General features: G+C 64.5%; 12 protein-coding genes. 4 read left to right on the top strand and 8 right to left on the bottom strand.

Annotated features, from left to right (window positions below; translation table 11 throughout):
- Positions 1-214 precede the first annotated feature (214 nt).
- On the top strand, positions 215-1,186 hold the full coding sequence (locus BMY53_RS06005; protein ID WP_218151184.1) for a hypothetical protein: 972 nt from the start codon (positions 215-217) through the stop codon (positions 1,184-1,186).
- Positions 1,187-1,588: 402 nt separating this feature from the next.
- Here the strand turns inward: BMY53_RS06005 and BMY53_RS06000 are convergent, their stop codons facing one another.
- Together BMY53_RS06000 and BMY53_RS05995 are read right to left on the bottom strand one after the other, a co-directional pair.
- The gene (locus BMY53_RS06000) at positions 1,589-1,966 is read right to left on the bottom strand and encodes a VOC family protein (protein ID WP_177200751.1); all 378 of its coding nucleotides are present in this window, start codon (positions 1,964-1,966) and stop codon (positions 1,589-1,591) included.
- A 117-nt stretch (positions 1,967-2,083) separates the two neighbouring features.
- Positions 2,084-3,112 (bottom strand): CPBP family intramembrane glutamic endopeptidase, encoded by a 1,029-nt coding sequence (locus tag BMY53_RS05995; protein WP_177200750.1) that lies wholly within the window; start codon positions 3,110-3,112, stop codon positions 2,084-2,086.
- 153 nt (positions 3,113-3,265) lie between these two features.
- On the opposite strand from BMY53_RS05995, the gene BMY53_RS05990 reads away from it, so the two are divergent.
- Entirely contained in the window at positions 3,266-4,285 is a 1,020-nt protein-coding gene (locus tag BMY53_RS05990; RefSeq protein ID WP_255370051.1) for a Bug family tripartite tricarboxylate transporter substrate binding protein, read from the top strand.
- 153 nt (positions 4,286-4,438) lie between these two features.
- Here BMY53_RS05990 and BMY53_RS05985 read toward each other — a convergent pair whose 3' ends face one another.
- The 6 genes from BMY53_RS05985 to BMY53_RS05960 form a co-directional block, all read right to left on the bottom strand.
- On the bottom strand, positions 4,439-4,819 hold the full coding sequence (locus tag BMY53_RS05985) for a nuclear transport factor 2 family protein (protein ID WP_092944631.1): 381 nt from the start codon (positions 4,817-4,819) through the stop codon (positions 4,439-4,441).
- Between the two features lie 67 nt (positions 4,820-4,886).
- Entirely contained in the window at positions 4,887-6,152 is a 1,266-nt protein-coding gene (locus BMY53_RS05980) for an epoxide hydrolase family protein (protein ID WP_218151196.1), read from the bottom strand.
- 253 nt (positions 6,153-6,405) lie between these two features.
- Entirely contained in the window at positions 6,406-6,657 is a 252-nt protein-coding gene (locus BMY53_RS05975) for a hypothetical protein (protein ID WP_143073933.1), read from the bottom strand.
- A gap of 169 nt (positions 6,658-6,826) precedes the next feature.
- Positions 6,827-7,459: a LuxR C-terminal-related transcriptional regulator gene (locus tag BMY53_RS05970; RefSeq protein ID WP_177200749.1), complete on the bottom strand. Its 633-nt coding sequence runs from the start codon at positions 7,457-7,459 to the stop codon at positions 6,827-6,829.
- A gap of 335 nt (positions 7,460-7,794) precedes the next feature.
- Positions 7,795-9,069: an ABC transporter substrate-binding protein gene (locus BMY53_RS05965; protein WP_092944623.1), complete on the bottom strand. Its 1,275-nt coding sequence runs from the start codon at positions 9,067-9,069 to the stop codon at positions 7,795-7,797.
- Positions 9,070-9,122: 53 nt separating this feature from the next.
- Positions 9,123-10,529, bottom strand: coding sequence for an aminotransferase-like domain-containing protein (locus BMY53_RS05960; protein WP_092944621.1), 1,407 nt, complete (start codon positions 10,527-10,529; stop codon positions 9,123-9,125).
- Positions 10,530-10,777: 248 nt separating this feature from the next.
- Here BMY53_RS05960 and BMY53_RS05955 point away from each other — a divergent pair, with 248 nt between their 5' ends.
- Both BMY53_RS05955 and BMY53_RS05950 read left to right on the top strand, forming a co-directional pair.
- Positions 10,778-11,803, top strand: coding sequence for an alpha/beta fold hydrolase (locus BMY53_RS05955; RefSeq protein WP_218151183.1), 1,026 nt, complete (start codon positions 10,778-10,780; stop codon positions 11,801-11,803).
- Between the two features lie 131 nt (positions 11,804-11,934).
- Positions 11,935-14,850 carry a sensor histidine kinase gene (locus tag BMY53_RS05950; protein WP_177200747.1) on the top strand — a complete coding sequence of 972 codons (2,916 nt, stop codon included), beginning with the start codon at positions 11,935-11,937 and terminating at the stop codon, positions 14,848-14,850.
- Positions 14,851-15,072 lie beyond the last annotated feature (222 nt).

Here is a 15,072-nt window from a genome sequence, read left to right as displayed (position 1 = left end):
CCACCCCCGAGTTCAGAGCACGGCGTTCAACTTCATCCAGTTCCAGCTTGGCATGTCGCTGCCTGAATTCATGGCCTGCTTTGGCACCGAGGAGCAGTGTGCGGCGGCACTCAAGGCGGCCCAGGGTTGCCAACGACGACGCCTTCATCTCGCATGTTGAGAAGAACGGTGTAGACGCGCTGCACGCCAAGAGGAAATATACAGGGAGGACCTCATGACAATCCACAGCAAGCGAGCACCTCAAACAAACGAATCGCCACGGCGGCGATTGCCTTCGAGCATCTGTCGAAGGATGTTGCTGAGACGCGCCGCCGGAATGATCCTGGCGAAATCGACGGTCGTGATGGCACAAGGCGAGACCACGATGGCAGGACCCACTTGGCCCGTGGATCTCCGGCCCTTTCCCGGTCAGATGTCCAACCTTGATCTCTCTGTCAAAGTCGTCCGCAGTACCCGCTACGCGCTTCGGGGCGTTGGTCTCACGACGGGTTGGGTGGACGACGGCACTCTGGTCAACACTGATGAACAGATGTCGTTCACGCTTCGCCAACGCATCCGGGCGGATAACACGGCAGAGGCCGGCCTGCCGATAGAGGCGAGCCTCGAAGTGTTGAATTGGAAGGCCACGGAAAATGGGCAGAGCGCGAGCCAGGATCTGACGTCATTGAAGAACCTGCGCTTTGAAGGTCGAATTGCTCCGCCGGAGAGCCGCTACGACATCCAGAGTGGCTGGGCGGTGCGCGATGCCGTGGAGAAGCCGCTGTCGGGCAGTGCTGCGGCCAAGGAGTTCTCGAGGAACTTTGCGCTGCAAGAGGCGTTCGTAGGGAAGCCCAGAAAGATCGGAGAAGCCGTCTACCTCTTCTTCCCTGTCGATCAGTTGCCGATCTTCATGAGAAGGTCTGTCTGCATGCTGAGGTGGACGTTGGTCTCCGTCCAAGGAGGCAACGCGGTGTTCGAAGGGATGTTGCTGGATGACCAAGATGTCGGACGGAGCATGCGCGGCGAGCCGTTGGCTGCCGCCGCACCCGGCGTTGAATTCTCCAGTCGTGGCCGCCTTGAGATCGACATGAAGCAGCGGCGCGTGGTCAGACTGACGTTCGATGCGAAGTGGGTGGCCCAATCCGACAGCCGTCCGGCCGCGACATCCACCGAGACGCATGTCATTCAGTGGCGTGCAGGGAAGTGAACTCGCCAGTGCGGCGTCTGTCGGATTCGGGCTTGCAGCCTTGAGGCGCCGAACGCCCAGGGCTCTCAGCGAGTTCTGCTGAAGACCATACTCGCCGGTGCCAGCCTTGTTCGACGCACATGTCGTTTGCATGGCTGGGAGTCAGGAGACATTGAAGCCCTCGATGTGTCCATAGCCTTCTCCCAAAAGCTCATAAGGGAACGGTAGGGAACCTTGCCAGCTCTGGCCGATGCTCAAGACTAAAAACCCAGTTCGCCTTGAGGGTCGCCGTCATCGGAGGACGGCGTCGCACCTGCCCATCTTGTAAGGTGTCGCGCAAATGAGAACTCACACTCCCAGCTGAACCACACTGATCGCGCGGCGAACCAGCTGCTGCATCAGTCCGGATGAGGCACTATGGCGCTATCTGGAGCCGTTCTTATCGACAATTCCAAACATGTTCCCTTCAGGGTCCGTGTAATTGACCCAGCGTGTGCCGAGATAGTCGCCCATCTCACTGGAGGGCACAACGCCCTGCTGATGCAGCCATGACATCGCTGGCTCAAGCCGGTCAACGCCGAAGGAAAAGCGGGCAGATTGCTGCGCGGGTGTCTTCTTTGTGGATGAGGAAAAGCCCCCGGACCAGATTTCGAGTAGCGCTCCTCCGCCGATACTAAAAATGTGGCACCCGTTGTGCTTCTCCAATAGCTGAAGGCCGACCTGGCGCTCATAAAAGGCAGAGACGAGGGTCAAGTCGGCAACGCGAAGCCCGACGTGGGCGATTCCTTTTGAATGAAGCATGGCGAGCATTCTTGTGTATGGGGCGCACTGATCCCCCCGTTTCCAACACACCGGCCGGTGAAGTTAATGCTCTATATTTTGATCATTAAACCGCTTTAGTGACTAGAAATACTGGCATTAACACAGACTACGTCCAGCCTGATCATGGGTTGTGGCAGCCCCATGAGCATCAACGTGCCAGGGCGTGCCCCGGGCCACCTTCTGCCCCATCATGACCAGGAGCACGATCAACGCGACCTGCAAGGCGAGCACAAAGACCGAAGCCTCAAGCCCGAACTCCCCGCCGCTGAGCCAGGTCGGTTGTTGGCCCAGGCTGACCTGGAACCACGCCTGAGATGACGCGATGCCGCTGACGCCAAATCCCAAGGATTGCTGCAGGAGGTTCCAGCCAAAGTGCAGGCCGATCGGCAGGGCCAACGACCCAGTGCGCAGATACAGCAGGCTTTGAAGAACGGCGAAGGCAAAGAGGTTGGCCATGGCGGTCGCCAGCAGGGCAGGACCGACCGCCAAATTGCCCGGCAGATGCCCGAAACAGAAGATCACAGCAAAAAGCGTGATGGCCGGCCAGACGCCCATGCCACGTATGGCACGCTGGAACGCGTATCCGCGGAACAGCAGTTCCTCAAAGATGGCACCACCGAGGAACACGACCACGAGTTTCAGCTCAGTCGCCAGCGTCGGGACCGACGCGGGGTGGAGTTGTACATCCGCCCACGTGCAGACGGCCGCAGTACTGATGAGGATCATGGCGACGCCCACCAGGACGCCGACAGCGGATTCGCGAAGAAAAAGCCGCTCCAGCCGCCAGCCAATGCTTGCGAGGGTCGTTCCCTCCATACGCACGGCCAACCAGGAGATGCCGAGCCCGAGTATGGTGATCAAGATGGCGCTGGGCGCGAAGCGCTTCAGCGACGCGGGCAACTGATGCCCCACGAAGCCGACGATCACGAAACAGACCATGGCGGCCAGAATGAAGAACAGGCTCTTCCAGCCGTCCCGAATATGCGCGCGCTCGTTGCGTAAGGAAAGTTTCAAGGTCGCTCCTCCAGAGATCGGTGCTGAATCTAAGCGCCGCATGATCGGCAGGCGTAGTTCCTCTGGCGAGCGGTTCGCGCTGCAACGCCGCAGCAGGCTGACGAACTGCATGAGGCTGCGACAAACCGGCGCGGCGAATGACTTCCGCTGCCGTGCCCCACCTCCACGCCATATGTGAATTCCACCGATCGTCATGCACCGAAATTCCAGAGAACTGCGGCCTACCCTCTGATCCCCAGACGAGCTCCCATGCGATGCTGGTTCATGACGAGCTCGACCCTACCCATCCCGTCCACTTCCACGCCTGTTCGTGGCATCTCCCGCCGCTCCATGATGGGCTCGGCCCTCATGCTGGCCGCGCCGCTCGCATGGAGTGACCCCAGCCCCTTCCCCAAGCCCGGCGCGACGATCCGGTACGTGGTGCCCTTCACGCCCGGTGGCCTGACCGATGTCATGGCGCGCCAGATGGCGCAGCAACTGAGTGAGCGCTTGAACGTCAATGTGATCGTCGAGAACAAGCCTGGGGCAGGGGCGATGGCCGGCGTCGAATACGCCGCGCGGTCCACGGCCGACGGTACGACGCTGCTCGCGGTGAACATGACGCACTCGGTCAATGCCACCCTCTTCAAGGGGCGCTCGAAGATCGACTGGGACAAGGACCTCAAGCCGGTGGCGCTGCTGGCGGGCACCCCAGTGCTGGTGGTGGTGCCGGCCGACAGCAAGGTGCAGACCCTGGCGGACCTGGTGGCGGCGGCGAAAGCGCGCTCCTTGAACGCCGGGTCCAGCGGCATTGGCACACCGTCTCACCTGTCGCTGGCCGTGTTCAACCAACTCAATGCAACCAACATCCTGCATGTGCCCTACAAGGGCGGCTCGCCGTCATTGACGGACCTGATCGCCGGGCAAGTGGATGTGATCTTCAGCAACTTTCCGGAGTCGATCCCGTTTGTGAAGGCAGGAAAGCTCCGGGCGATTGCGATTGGCACGGCCCAGCGTCACCCGCAGGTGCCGAATGTGCCAACCACGGCGGAAGCCGGGATGCCCACGCTCAATGCAGAGCAATGGACAGCGGTGATGGTGCCGGCAGGGACGCCGGACCTGGTCGTCGACAAACTGGGTGCTGAATTTGTTCAGATCCGGCAGGTGCCAGAGGTGGCGAAAAAGAGCCAGGATCTGGGGTTCCGCGTGGACCCACGAGGCCCGAAGGCATTTGGTGCCTTCTGGAACTCGGAGGTGCAGCGGTGGCGCGGCGTGATCGAGGTGGCGGGAATAACGGCCGAGTGAGCCATCAGAAGTCGAACTGCACATTCACGTTGCCGGCGCGTGGGGGGCCGAACGTGATCAGCTGTGCATTGGAACGGCGCTGAAAAACATGCAGCTATGCAAGCTGAAGGCGAATATCTCTTTGGTTATTCCCGCTCAAATCAACCGCGAGAGTCAGTCCTTGGCGAAGGCGCGGGCCGCGGCAGCGGTGTCCAGCGCTTCGCGCAGCAGCTTGATCTTGCCGCCCTCGGCCAGCAGCACGCCGGCGTAGGTCTGCTTATAGAGCTTGCCGGTGCTGCTGACGACGGCCTCGACCGAGTACTCGCCGAAGGCCTTGTCCGGTGTGTCGATCCATACCTTGAGGTCCTTGAACCTGAAATCCGGCACCTGCTTGAGCAGCCCGCTGATCAGGCCCTGGATCGCGGCATGGCCCTGGGCGTGGACCTTGATGGTGGGCAGCTCCAGCACGCCGTCCTCGGCGAAGAGGGCGGACGCGGCGATGGGGTCGCGCACGTTGTCGAGGTAGGACTTCAGGAGTTGAAGGGCGGTTGTCATGAGATCACCTTGCGTGTGAGTTTGGGGAGACGTTGGAAAGGACAAACATGCGGAAGTTGTCGAGCATTCAGGCGCCGCGAACGCTGCGGAAGGCCTTGCGCAGTTCTTCCGAGAACAGCTGGGGCTGCTCGAAGGCGGCGAAGTGGCCGCCGCGATCGACTTCATTCCAGTAGAGAAGGTTTGGCCAGTGCGCCTGAGCCCAAGCCTTGGGCGCGCGGTAGATCTCCTTCGGGAAGATGGTCGCGGCCATCGGCAGCTCGATGCGGCCGGCATCGAAACCACCGCCATGGCGGGTGTTCTCCCAGTAAATGCGCGCAGAGGACGCCGCCGTCTCGGTGAACCAGTACAGCGAGATGTTGTCCAGCATCTCGTCCACCGTCAGCGCATCCTCCGGCCGGCCCTGGTTGTCGGTCCAGGCCTGGAACTTCTCGTAGATCCACATGGCCTGGCCCACCGGGGAGTCGGTCAGCGGGTAGCCCACGGTCTGCGGGCGAGTGGCCTGCTCCTGGAAGTAGCCGAACTGATCACCCGAGAACTTGGCGGCTGCATCCATGGCGGCTTTCTCTTCTGGCGTCGGATGCTCCGGGAGCTGCTGCGGGAACACCAGCGGCCAGTTGACGTGGGCCGCCACCAGCCCATCCGGGCGGACGTGCCCCAGCGCATGCGTCACGCCCGAACCCCAGTCGCCCCCCTGGGCCACCCACTTCGTGTAGCCCAGCCGCTGCATGAGCACGCCCCACGCCTGCGCGGTCCGTACGACATTCCAGCCGGTCTCGGTGGGTTTGTCCGACCAGCCAAAACCCGGCATCGACGGGATGACAACGTGGAAGGCGTCCTCCGCGCGGCCACCAAAAGCGGTCGGGTCCGTGAGCGGGCCGATGACCTTGAGGAACTCCGTCACCGAACCTGGCCATCCATGGGTGAGGATGATGGGCAGCGCATTCGCATGCTTGGACTTCACATGGATGAAGTGGATGCCCAGCCCGTCAATTCGGGTGCGGTATTGCGGCAGCGCATTGAGCTTGCGCTCGAACTTGCGCCAGTCGTAACGGCTCTGCCAGTGGCCCACCAGCGTCTTGGCCGCATCCAGCGGAACGCCCTGGGACCAGTCGCTCACGGTGCCTGCGTCGGGCCAGCGGGTCATCGCCAGGCGCCGGTGCAGATCGTCTATTGCACGTTGCGGCACGGCTACCTTGAACGGCACAAGCTCATCGGTGGCGGCCGGCAGTGCAACGGGGGAGGGCGCCGCTTCCGCCACTGACGGGAGGGTGGCGGCCAGCGCGGCGGCCGCGGTGCCCTGGAACAGTCCACGCAGCACGTTGCGGCGCGACATATCTTCTCGGGGCAGATCAAATTGGGGGTCGGACATGAAAGGGTTCCTGGTGGTTTTTGAGCGCCGCAAGAGCGCGGCTTGATCGTTATGGATGAGCCTGGTTGCAGCGTCTGCCTGTCGGGCATCGGCATGCACCCCGTACGAGGGAGCGAGATCGCCAGAATAGGAAGGACGGTCCTCCTGAAAAAGAGGCAGCGGTAAATTCATCATTCATCACGGGAAACGATCCATGCCTCACCGCACCTCGCTTCATTCAGCCAAGGTCGCGCTGTTGGCGCATCGCCAGCAGCCATGCTGCTGCGGCCCATTCCAGCGACACCGAGGCGAGATACGAGAGCGAGCTTCCCGGCAGGCCGGAGCAGCTGAGGCAGGCCGGGCCGCCCGCGTCGGCCAGAACCCGGGAGCCGGACAACGCCAGCATCAGCAGCGCGACGGCGCAGCGGCTGAAGGTGGGTCGCCCGGCACGGGCCAGGAGAACAGGGAGGATGCGCTGGTGCGTCTGCATGGTCATTCCTTTGGGCAGCGCCTCAGGGTGGGCGGCGCCGTGGATTTCCGACTCGGTCGCAGGACGAGCGTCTCCGAAGCGCTGCTCCCATTGAGAGCGCCCTCGAGTTCCAGTCTTGCGGGGGGGGGGGGTGACCGTCAGCAGACCGCTGCGGTCGACAGAAGTGCCGTCAGGCAGCCATGGCGTGCCGTGGGGTGGACGCGAAGCCCACCATCGGCAGCTGCGTCACCATGCCGCGCTGCAGGGCAACGGTGACTGCATGGGCGCGCGTGCGTGCCTCCAGCTTGCCCAGCACGGCCTTGACGTAGGTCTTCACCGTGCCCTCGGCGATGGCCATGCGCCGCGCGATGTTCTTGTTGCACAGGCCTTCCGTCAGCAGGTCCAGCACCTCCTGCTCGCGGCGGGTGAGTTCGTCCCTGCCATAACCGTCCGCAATGCAGCGTGCGGCGGCGCGGCAGATGTGGCGGCCACCGCGGGCCACGGCCTGCAGGCATTCGATCAGCTCGGCAACATCGTCACCCAGCACCACGTACCCACGGACCCCGGCGGCCAGCACGCGCCGGACCTCGGCTTCACGGGCGGTGTGGCAGATCGCAATGACGCGTGCCCGCGTGTCGGACGCGGCCAGACGCAGCGCGCCATCTTCATCCGCAATGACGACATCGGGCATCGAGAGCCCTTGCGAATGGCGGGTGGGTTCCCCACACAGCGTCACGCCTGGGATGGTCATCAGCAGGGCTTCCAGCGCCTGCTTCATGAGCGGATAACCGTGACGGACCTGGACCTTGAGAGAAGAATTCATTTGTGCCTGCAACATCGCGCGACTCCAGTAGAAGAAGAGATACGGACTGCTTTCGTATGCACAAACTGTATTCAAACTGTGCCAATCAAAAAGGTACAGTTGAACGGAACAGTTCTGGACGCCTGCGAATAGGCTGTCTGAGCACTGTCACCTCATCCCCATGACGATGGAAGTACTCTCTCCAACGGGGTAGATGGCCGGGGCCAGGTGTTGCCAGGACGCATCGCCGGTGCAAAAGGCTCCCATGCGCAGCCGCTCCTGGATGTGCCCGGATGCTGGAACCGACCATTAGGGAACCTCTGCATAACGCCTCGCGGGAGTGATGCAAAGCTTCCTTAGCGGCCAGGCAGTGCAGGCGTCGTCGAAGCGACAGGCGCCTTCGCGCTGGCGGTCCACAGCGGGCAGTGGCTGTCTGCCTGTGTGCGCCACGCCGTCTCTCCGGTGAGCGTGCCAATGGGCTGGTAATAGTCCCACGGCGCCTTGGATTCGGCGGGTGCCTTGACCTTGAGCAGGTACATGTCGTGGACCAGTGTCCCATCGGCGCGGACCCAGCCGTCCGTCACATACATGTCCTTCATGCGGCGGTTGCGCAGCGCGGCCAGCACGGCATCGGCCTGGTCTGTGCCTGCCGTCTGCACGGCGTGCAGGTATTGCCAGGCGGCCGAATAGTCGGCCGCCTGCAGGGAGGTCGGCATGCGCTTCCAGCGCTTGAAGAAGCGCGCCGCCCAGGCGCGCGAGTTGTCGTCGCGGCTCCAGTACCAGCTGTCTGTCAGCAGCATGCCCTGGGTCGCGGGCAGGCCCAGCGCATGGATGTCGGTGACGAACATCAGCAGCCCCGCCAGCTTCAGGCGCGGGGTGACACCGAACTCCTGGGCAGACCGCACCGCGTTGACGGCGTCCTGCCCGGCATTGGCCAGGGCCAGTACGTCGGCCTGGCTGCTCGCCGCCTGCAGGATGAAGGAGGAGAAGTCCGCAGCGCCCAGTGGATGGCGGGCTGTGCCTGCCACCGAGCCGCCCAGGGCCTGCAGCACCTGCGTGGCGTCGGCGTGCAGGGCCTTGCCGAAGGCGTAGTCCGCCTCCAGGAAGAACCAGCGTTTGCCGCCTTTGCGCACCATGGCCTCAGCGGTCCCCTTGGCCAGCGCGTAGGTGTTGTGAGACCACTGGACCAGGTAGGGGGAACATTGTTCCCCGGTCAGCGCCGAGGTGGCACCCCCCACCGAAATCATGAGGCGGTGTTTATCCCTGGCGACCTGAGACATCGCCAGATTGGCCGCTGAATTCGTGCCGCCGATGAGCAGCCCCAGGCCGGAGCGGTCAAACCACTCTCGCGCCTTGGCCGCCGCCAGTTCGGCGCGGTTCTGGTGGTCGAAGTAGTCCACTTCGACGGGGCGTCCGAGGACGCGGCCACCAAAGTCCTCGACCGCCATCTTCACGGCGTCCGCACCCGCCGGGCCATCCAGGTCGGCAAAGACACCGGAGCCGTCGGTGATCAGGCCAATGCGCACCGGCGCTGGCGCCACTGTCACCGGGACAGCAGGCGCCGCGAACGCAGACAGTGGAAGGGCCGCAAGCAGACAGACGAGTGTTTTCACGCGGCGCAGTGTAAGCACGTCCGCGGCCCCTCAACTTTCCAGCGAGGGCGAGCCCCCCCATCCGGGAGAGTTCAGGCGGCAGAGGTTCCCTGCCGGCCACGCTTCCCAGCGGTGAGCTCCCGCACCGCCTGCGCAAAGCGTGGATCGATGACAGCACCGACGTTGAAGCGCGACCAGCGTGAGGGCACGCTTGAATCCACGCTGAAGACCTTGCCTGGCGCCATCACGATGCGGCGTTCCAGCATGCGTTCTGCAAACGCCGCCGTATCGTCCACACCGGGTAGTGCGGCCCAGAGGTACAGTGACTCCGGCCGGCGGGCGAACACTTCCGCCCCCAGGTCATCGAACACCTTCAGCGCGCTGGTGGTCGCCTCTGCCAGCCGTTGCCGCAGGCCGGCCACATAGCGCTCGAAGTGCTGCTCGCTGAGGATCACGTCCACCGTGCGTTCGCAAAACTCGGAGCTGCTCACGTGGGTGAGCGCCTTGATGTCCGCCAGGTCGCTGGCCAGGTCCGGGCTGCAGGCAACAAAGCCCACACGCAGTGCGGCCGAGAACGACTTGGAGAAGCTGCCCACATACACCGTGCGTTCGAGCTGGTCCAGCGCGGCCAGTCGCGGCGCCGACACCGGCTTGTAATCCGCCAGCGGATCGTTCTCCACCACGATCAGGCCGGATTTCTGCGCTATCTGCATCACCCGGAAGGCCTTGGCGGGGGTGATGTCCGAGCCGGTCGGGTTGTGGGCCACGGACTGGGTGAAGAACAGTCGGGGCCGGTGCAACTCCACCAGGCGTTCCAGGGCCTCCACGTCCGGGCCGTCCACCAACCGCGGCACGCCGACGATGGTCGCGCCGGCGAATTTCAGCTTGCCGAACAGCGGGTAGTAGCCCGGGTCGTCCACCAGCACCACGGCGCCGGGCGTGACGAAGCGCCGGATGATGATGTCCATGGCCTGGTTGGCGCCATGCATCAGCACGATCTGGCGCGCCTCCACATCGATGCCGATGTCCGCCAGCTTGGTCACCAGATGCTGGCGCAGCGGTGTGTAGCCGAAACGGCTGCCGTAGCGGAACAGGGCCCCGAGGCCGGTTCGCACGACCTTGTGGTAATACTTGTCCAGCCTGGAGTCGGCCAGCCATTCGACCGGCGGATAGCCATCCCCCACCGACAAGGTGCCCGGCTCCGTCTTGAGTTGCTCGCGCATCAGCCAGACGATGTCCATGGCGTTGCGCAGGCCGGCACCGTCCTCCTCCTGAGGCTGGGCGGCGGCGGTGCGCACGTAATAGCCGCTGCCACGGCGCGGCTCGATGACGCCACGCGAGACCAGCGTCTCAAAGGCCGCCACCACGGTGTTCTTGGAGTACTCGTGCTTATGCGCCACCTCGCGCAGGGAGGGCAGCTTTTCGCCGGTCTTGTAGGCACCTTCGCCGATCTGCCGCTGGATGGAGTCAGCCAGCGTTTGTGCCAGGGAAATCGCCATGTCCGTATTCAAAGAGTCTGGTGCCTGACTATGACATCTCCCAACGCCTGGCGGGACAGCGGTCCAACTGTCCTGCGAATCTGTACCCGCATCTGTACCACACGGTCGCCCACGGTTTCACAGAAATGGCAGGGACGACGGGGGCAATGGGCACTCTCCCGTCCGGGATGTGTCCGGCGACGGGATCGCCCGCACGCTTCGGGGTCCGACAACACCGGGCAACACGCCCTTCCCGAACGAGGTTCGCCATGACAAAGACTCGCCGTTTTCCTGCCGCCGCATTGCTCGCGGCCTTGACCCTTGTGGGGTCCATCGCGCTGCCGGTGGCTGCCGCCACGCCGGCACCGGTCATGACACCCGCGCTGATCAACAGCTTCGACACCCGGGACGAGACCCTCGTGGCGAAACTGCCCGGCTTCCGCAACGGCACGGCCACCGTGCGCGGCCTGCGTCTGCACTACGTCGAGGGCGGCAGCGGCAGTCCGGTGGTTCTCCTTCCCGGTTGGCCCGAGACCTGGTGGTCGTATCACAAGCTGATGCCTGAACTGGCGAAGCACCATCGTGTGATCGCCCTGGACCTGCGCGGCATGGGTAGTAGCGACAAACCTGCCGATGGCTACGAAAAGAAGTCGATGGCGGCGGACCTCGCGGCCCTGGTCGCTCAGTTGGGCCTGGGGCCGGTGGACGTGGTGGGGCACGACATCGGCGCGCAGGTCGCCTACGCGTTCGCAGCCAACCATCCGGCGCTGACCCGCAAGCTGGTGATGCTGGATGTGGCCCATCCCGACAAGGGCCTCCTGCAGTTGCCGCTGCTGCCGCCCGTGGGCACCTTTGGCGACAAGCTGGGCGATGACCCTGCCTTCCTGTGGTGGTTTGCCTTCCATCAGGTCAAGGGGCTGCCGGAGGACCTGCTGGAGGGACGCCAGTACATCGAGCAGGCCTGGTTCTTTCACTACCTGCTGCAGGACGAATCCGCCATCAATGCCGAGGACCGCGCGGTCTACGCCAAGGCCTATGCCTCACGCGACGCGATCCGGGCCGGCAACGCCTGGTACCAGGCCTTCCCTCAGGACATCCTGGATGACAACGGCTACGGGCCTATCCGTGTGCCGGTGCTCGCGTTGGGCGGTCCGGGCTACGGTTGGCTCAAGGCGGTGCTCACCCCGAAGGCCGCTGACCTGACGGTGGTCAAGATGGTGGGCTCCGGCCACTTCATCCCCGAGGAGCAACCGCAAGAGACGTTGCAGCAGCTCAACAGCTTCCTGACGCACTGACGCGCTCGGGGCGTCCCGGGCCGACGCAGTGCAAAATGCCGCTCGCTCCTTGCGAAACCATGCGTCGGCCCCTTTCCCTTCTTTCAAGCGTCTGCCTGATCTCCAGTCTCCTCTGCCTTGGCTCCGTGGCCATGGCATCTGTTGGCAGTTCACCCGCTCGCGCCTACGCCCCTGACTTCAACCACAGCGCCTGGACAGAATTGCAGGGCGCGCCGCCCGATGTCATTGGCATCGACCAGAGCAAAGACGGTTTTCTCTGGCTGGCTTGTGCCTGGGGGCTGGTGCGCTTTGATGGGCAGCGGTTTGAGCGCATGGGGCCGGAGGCCTCCGCCGGATCTCCGCCGCAGCCCAACGCCAGCACCCTGCTGGTCTTGGCCGACCAAAGCATCTGGGTGGCCTATCGGGCTGGCGGCGCCGATCACTATCGCCCGTCAGACGGCACATTCACCCACTATGCGGCGGGAATGGGCCTGCCTGCCGGACGCCTCTTCAGTTTTGTGGAGTGGCACGGCGAGGTCTGGGCCAATGCCTTTGAAGGCCTCTACCGGTTCCGGGGCGGACGTTGGGAACGCATCTCTGGCACCCTGGGCCTGCCGGAGCGGGCGCCCAACTACCTCCTGAAGGATGGCGACGGCAGCCTGCTGCTTTATGTGCCGGGCACAGGCTGGCTCCGCCTGGACCGCCCCGGCGGAACGCTCCGCCCGTTTCCGACCTTGCGCGGCGAGTTGGCCCAGCTCGATGGACGTGGTGGCTACTGGAGCGCCGATGGCCCCAGGAGCCAACTCATTCATACCAGCGGGCAGCGGAAGGATTGGTGGCCGCTTCCGCTCGACATCACGGCGGACCTTCTTCATGACAGCCGTGGGGATGTCTGGGTCTCCGGTTTCCATCGCGATGGGATTGCCCATTTCTCCGCGAACACCTTGCGAGACCCGGTGCGCGCAGAGGGGGAACTGCTGGATGCGCGTGCGGGGCTCAGCGCCTCGTCCGTCCTCAGCCTCTATGAGGATCGCCAGCGCCAGGTCTGGGTGGGTACCACCCTGGGCATCGACCGATTCGCGCCCAAGGCGGTTCATCCGCCGCCCAGCAGCTCAACCTACGGATTGCCCCTGCCGCTGCCAAGCGGGGAGATATTGCTGGTGTCGCGCTTCGCCGCCCCTGTGCTTCTCGATGCGGCGCTCAAGCCGGTGCCGGCACCAGTGCCTCCGGCGCGATTTGATTCGGCCGGGGGGGTGGGTCATACGGACCGGAACGGCCTCGTGTGGATCGGCGGCTACGACTCGCTGTGGAAGCTCCAGAACCGACGCCTTCACAACGTTCCCCTTCCCGACGGCGTTCATCATCGGATCCTCCAGGCACTCGGCGACATGCCGGACGGCAGCCTCTGGGCCTCGTTCATGGACCAGGGTCTCTGGCGCCTCTCGGGCGGCCAATGGTCCCGCGTGGAGGACCCGCTGCTGGGCGGCCAATGCACCACGCTGACCAACACACCGGCCGGGCTGCTGCTCGGTTTCACCGATGGCCGGCTGGTGGAGGTGTCGCCCGGCCAGGTGCGAGCGCTGCAGAGCCCTGACGTGCATCGTCTGGGGCGGGTCATGGCCATCGTGAGCCATGGTGCGGATGTCTGGGTCGGCAACGACCGAGGGATCGAGCTGGTGCGCGACGGCGTGCGTCGGCCACTGGCACTGGCTGAAGGCGAGACCGTCGGGCTGATCTCGGGGATGGTTCTCGACGCGGCCGGTGACCTGTGGATGAATGAAGCAGGCGGCATCCTGCATGTGGGGGCGGCCGAGTTGGCCCGTGTCGCCGAGGACCCCAGCGCCAGGCTGCGCGTCGACCGCTTCGGCCCCCATGACGGTGTGCGGGGGGCCCTCAGTCCGCGAGGGACGCCGTCGCTCCAGCTGGATTCGTCGGGGCGGCTGTGGGCCACGCGGGGGAGCGACGTGCTGTGGTTCTACCCGGCGGAACTGCTGGTCCAGCAGATTCCGCCAGCGCCTCGGCTGCTGGACGTGGCGGTGAAGTCTGCCCCCGTGAACAGCAGCCACGGCATCGAGATGCGAAGTGGCGACTTTGCCCGTGTTCAGTTCACCGCTGTGGATCTCCATCAGGCAGAGGCTGTGCGGTTTCGCGCGCGCATTGTTGGTCTGCAGGACGACTGGCAGGAGCTGGGCGGCCGACAGCTCAATTTTGGAGGGCTCCCACCGGGGCGTTACCAGGTTGAACTGCAGGCCAGCGCCCCGCGCAGTGCCTGGGGCCTGGGGGGCACCTTGCGGCTGCCGGTGGTGATCATCCCCAACTGGTACCAGACCTGGACGTTCCGCTGCTGCACGGCGCTGGTCCTGATCGGGCTGCTGGCGTTGATCTATCGAAGCCGCGTGCGGCTGGTGGTTCGGCGGGCCCAGGAACGGCTTCATACGCAACTCAATGAGCGGGAGCGCATCGCGCGGGAACTGCACGACCACCTGCTGCAAGGCACCATCGGCCTGACCCTGCAGGTGGGGCAGACCGCTCGCCGGCTGCCGGCGGACAGCCCGGAACGCTCGCAGCTGGAACGCGCGCTTGAGCGTGCGGAGCAATTGCTCGACGACACTCGGGAGGAACTCCGCAACCTGCGGTCTCATCAATCCCATGCGCCCTTTGACCAGGAGTTGCGTCGGGAACTGGGGTCGCTGCGCGCGCCGCAACTGCCCGTTATCGAGGTGACGACGCAGGGAATCGCTCGGCCCGTGGGGATGGCGGTGGCCACGCAGTTGCGTGCCGTGGTGATCGAGGCGGTGCGCAACGCCATCAAGCATGCGTCGTCTGCCCGTATCGATGTCACCGTCTGCTACGAAGCGCGCCAGTTGCGGGTGAGTGTCCAGGACCACGGCGCTGGGCTGCCCGCCGCAGGCTCCGCCGTGGTGACGAGCATGGGTGCGGGATTCGGGATGGCGGGCATGAAGGAGCGCGCCGGTCTGATCGGTGGGCGTCTGACCTGGGTGTCCGAACCGGGCCGCGGCACCCGCGTCGACATCCTGATACCGGGAAGGCGGGCCTACCCGGACTGAAGGAACCCCCTGCATCACCACCTCGCTTGCACGAGTTATGCACAGCTTCCTTAAGCGGTCGAATAGTGAGATGACACTATTTGTCCGCTGAAGTGTGTCGGGTCTGACAAAACGTGGCCTGGAGGTCACCACGCAGATCGCACAAATGCGGCAGGTCGCGCTTTGGGGTCAGATTCCGCCCGGCAAATGCATGACTTTCGGCTGGATGTGCCATGCCTTGTG

The sequence above is a fragment of the Roseateles sp. YR242 genome, from assembly GCF_900109745.1.
Classification (GTDB): Bacteria; Pseudomonadota; Gammaproteobacteria; order Burkholderiales; family Burkholderiaceae_C; genus Roseateles.
Note: the sequence above shows the minus strand (reverse complement) of the source record. Positions and strands in the feature narration are given on the sequence as shown.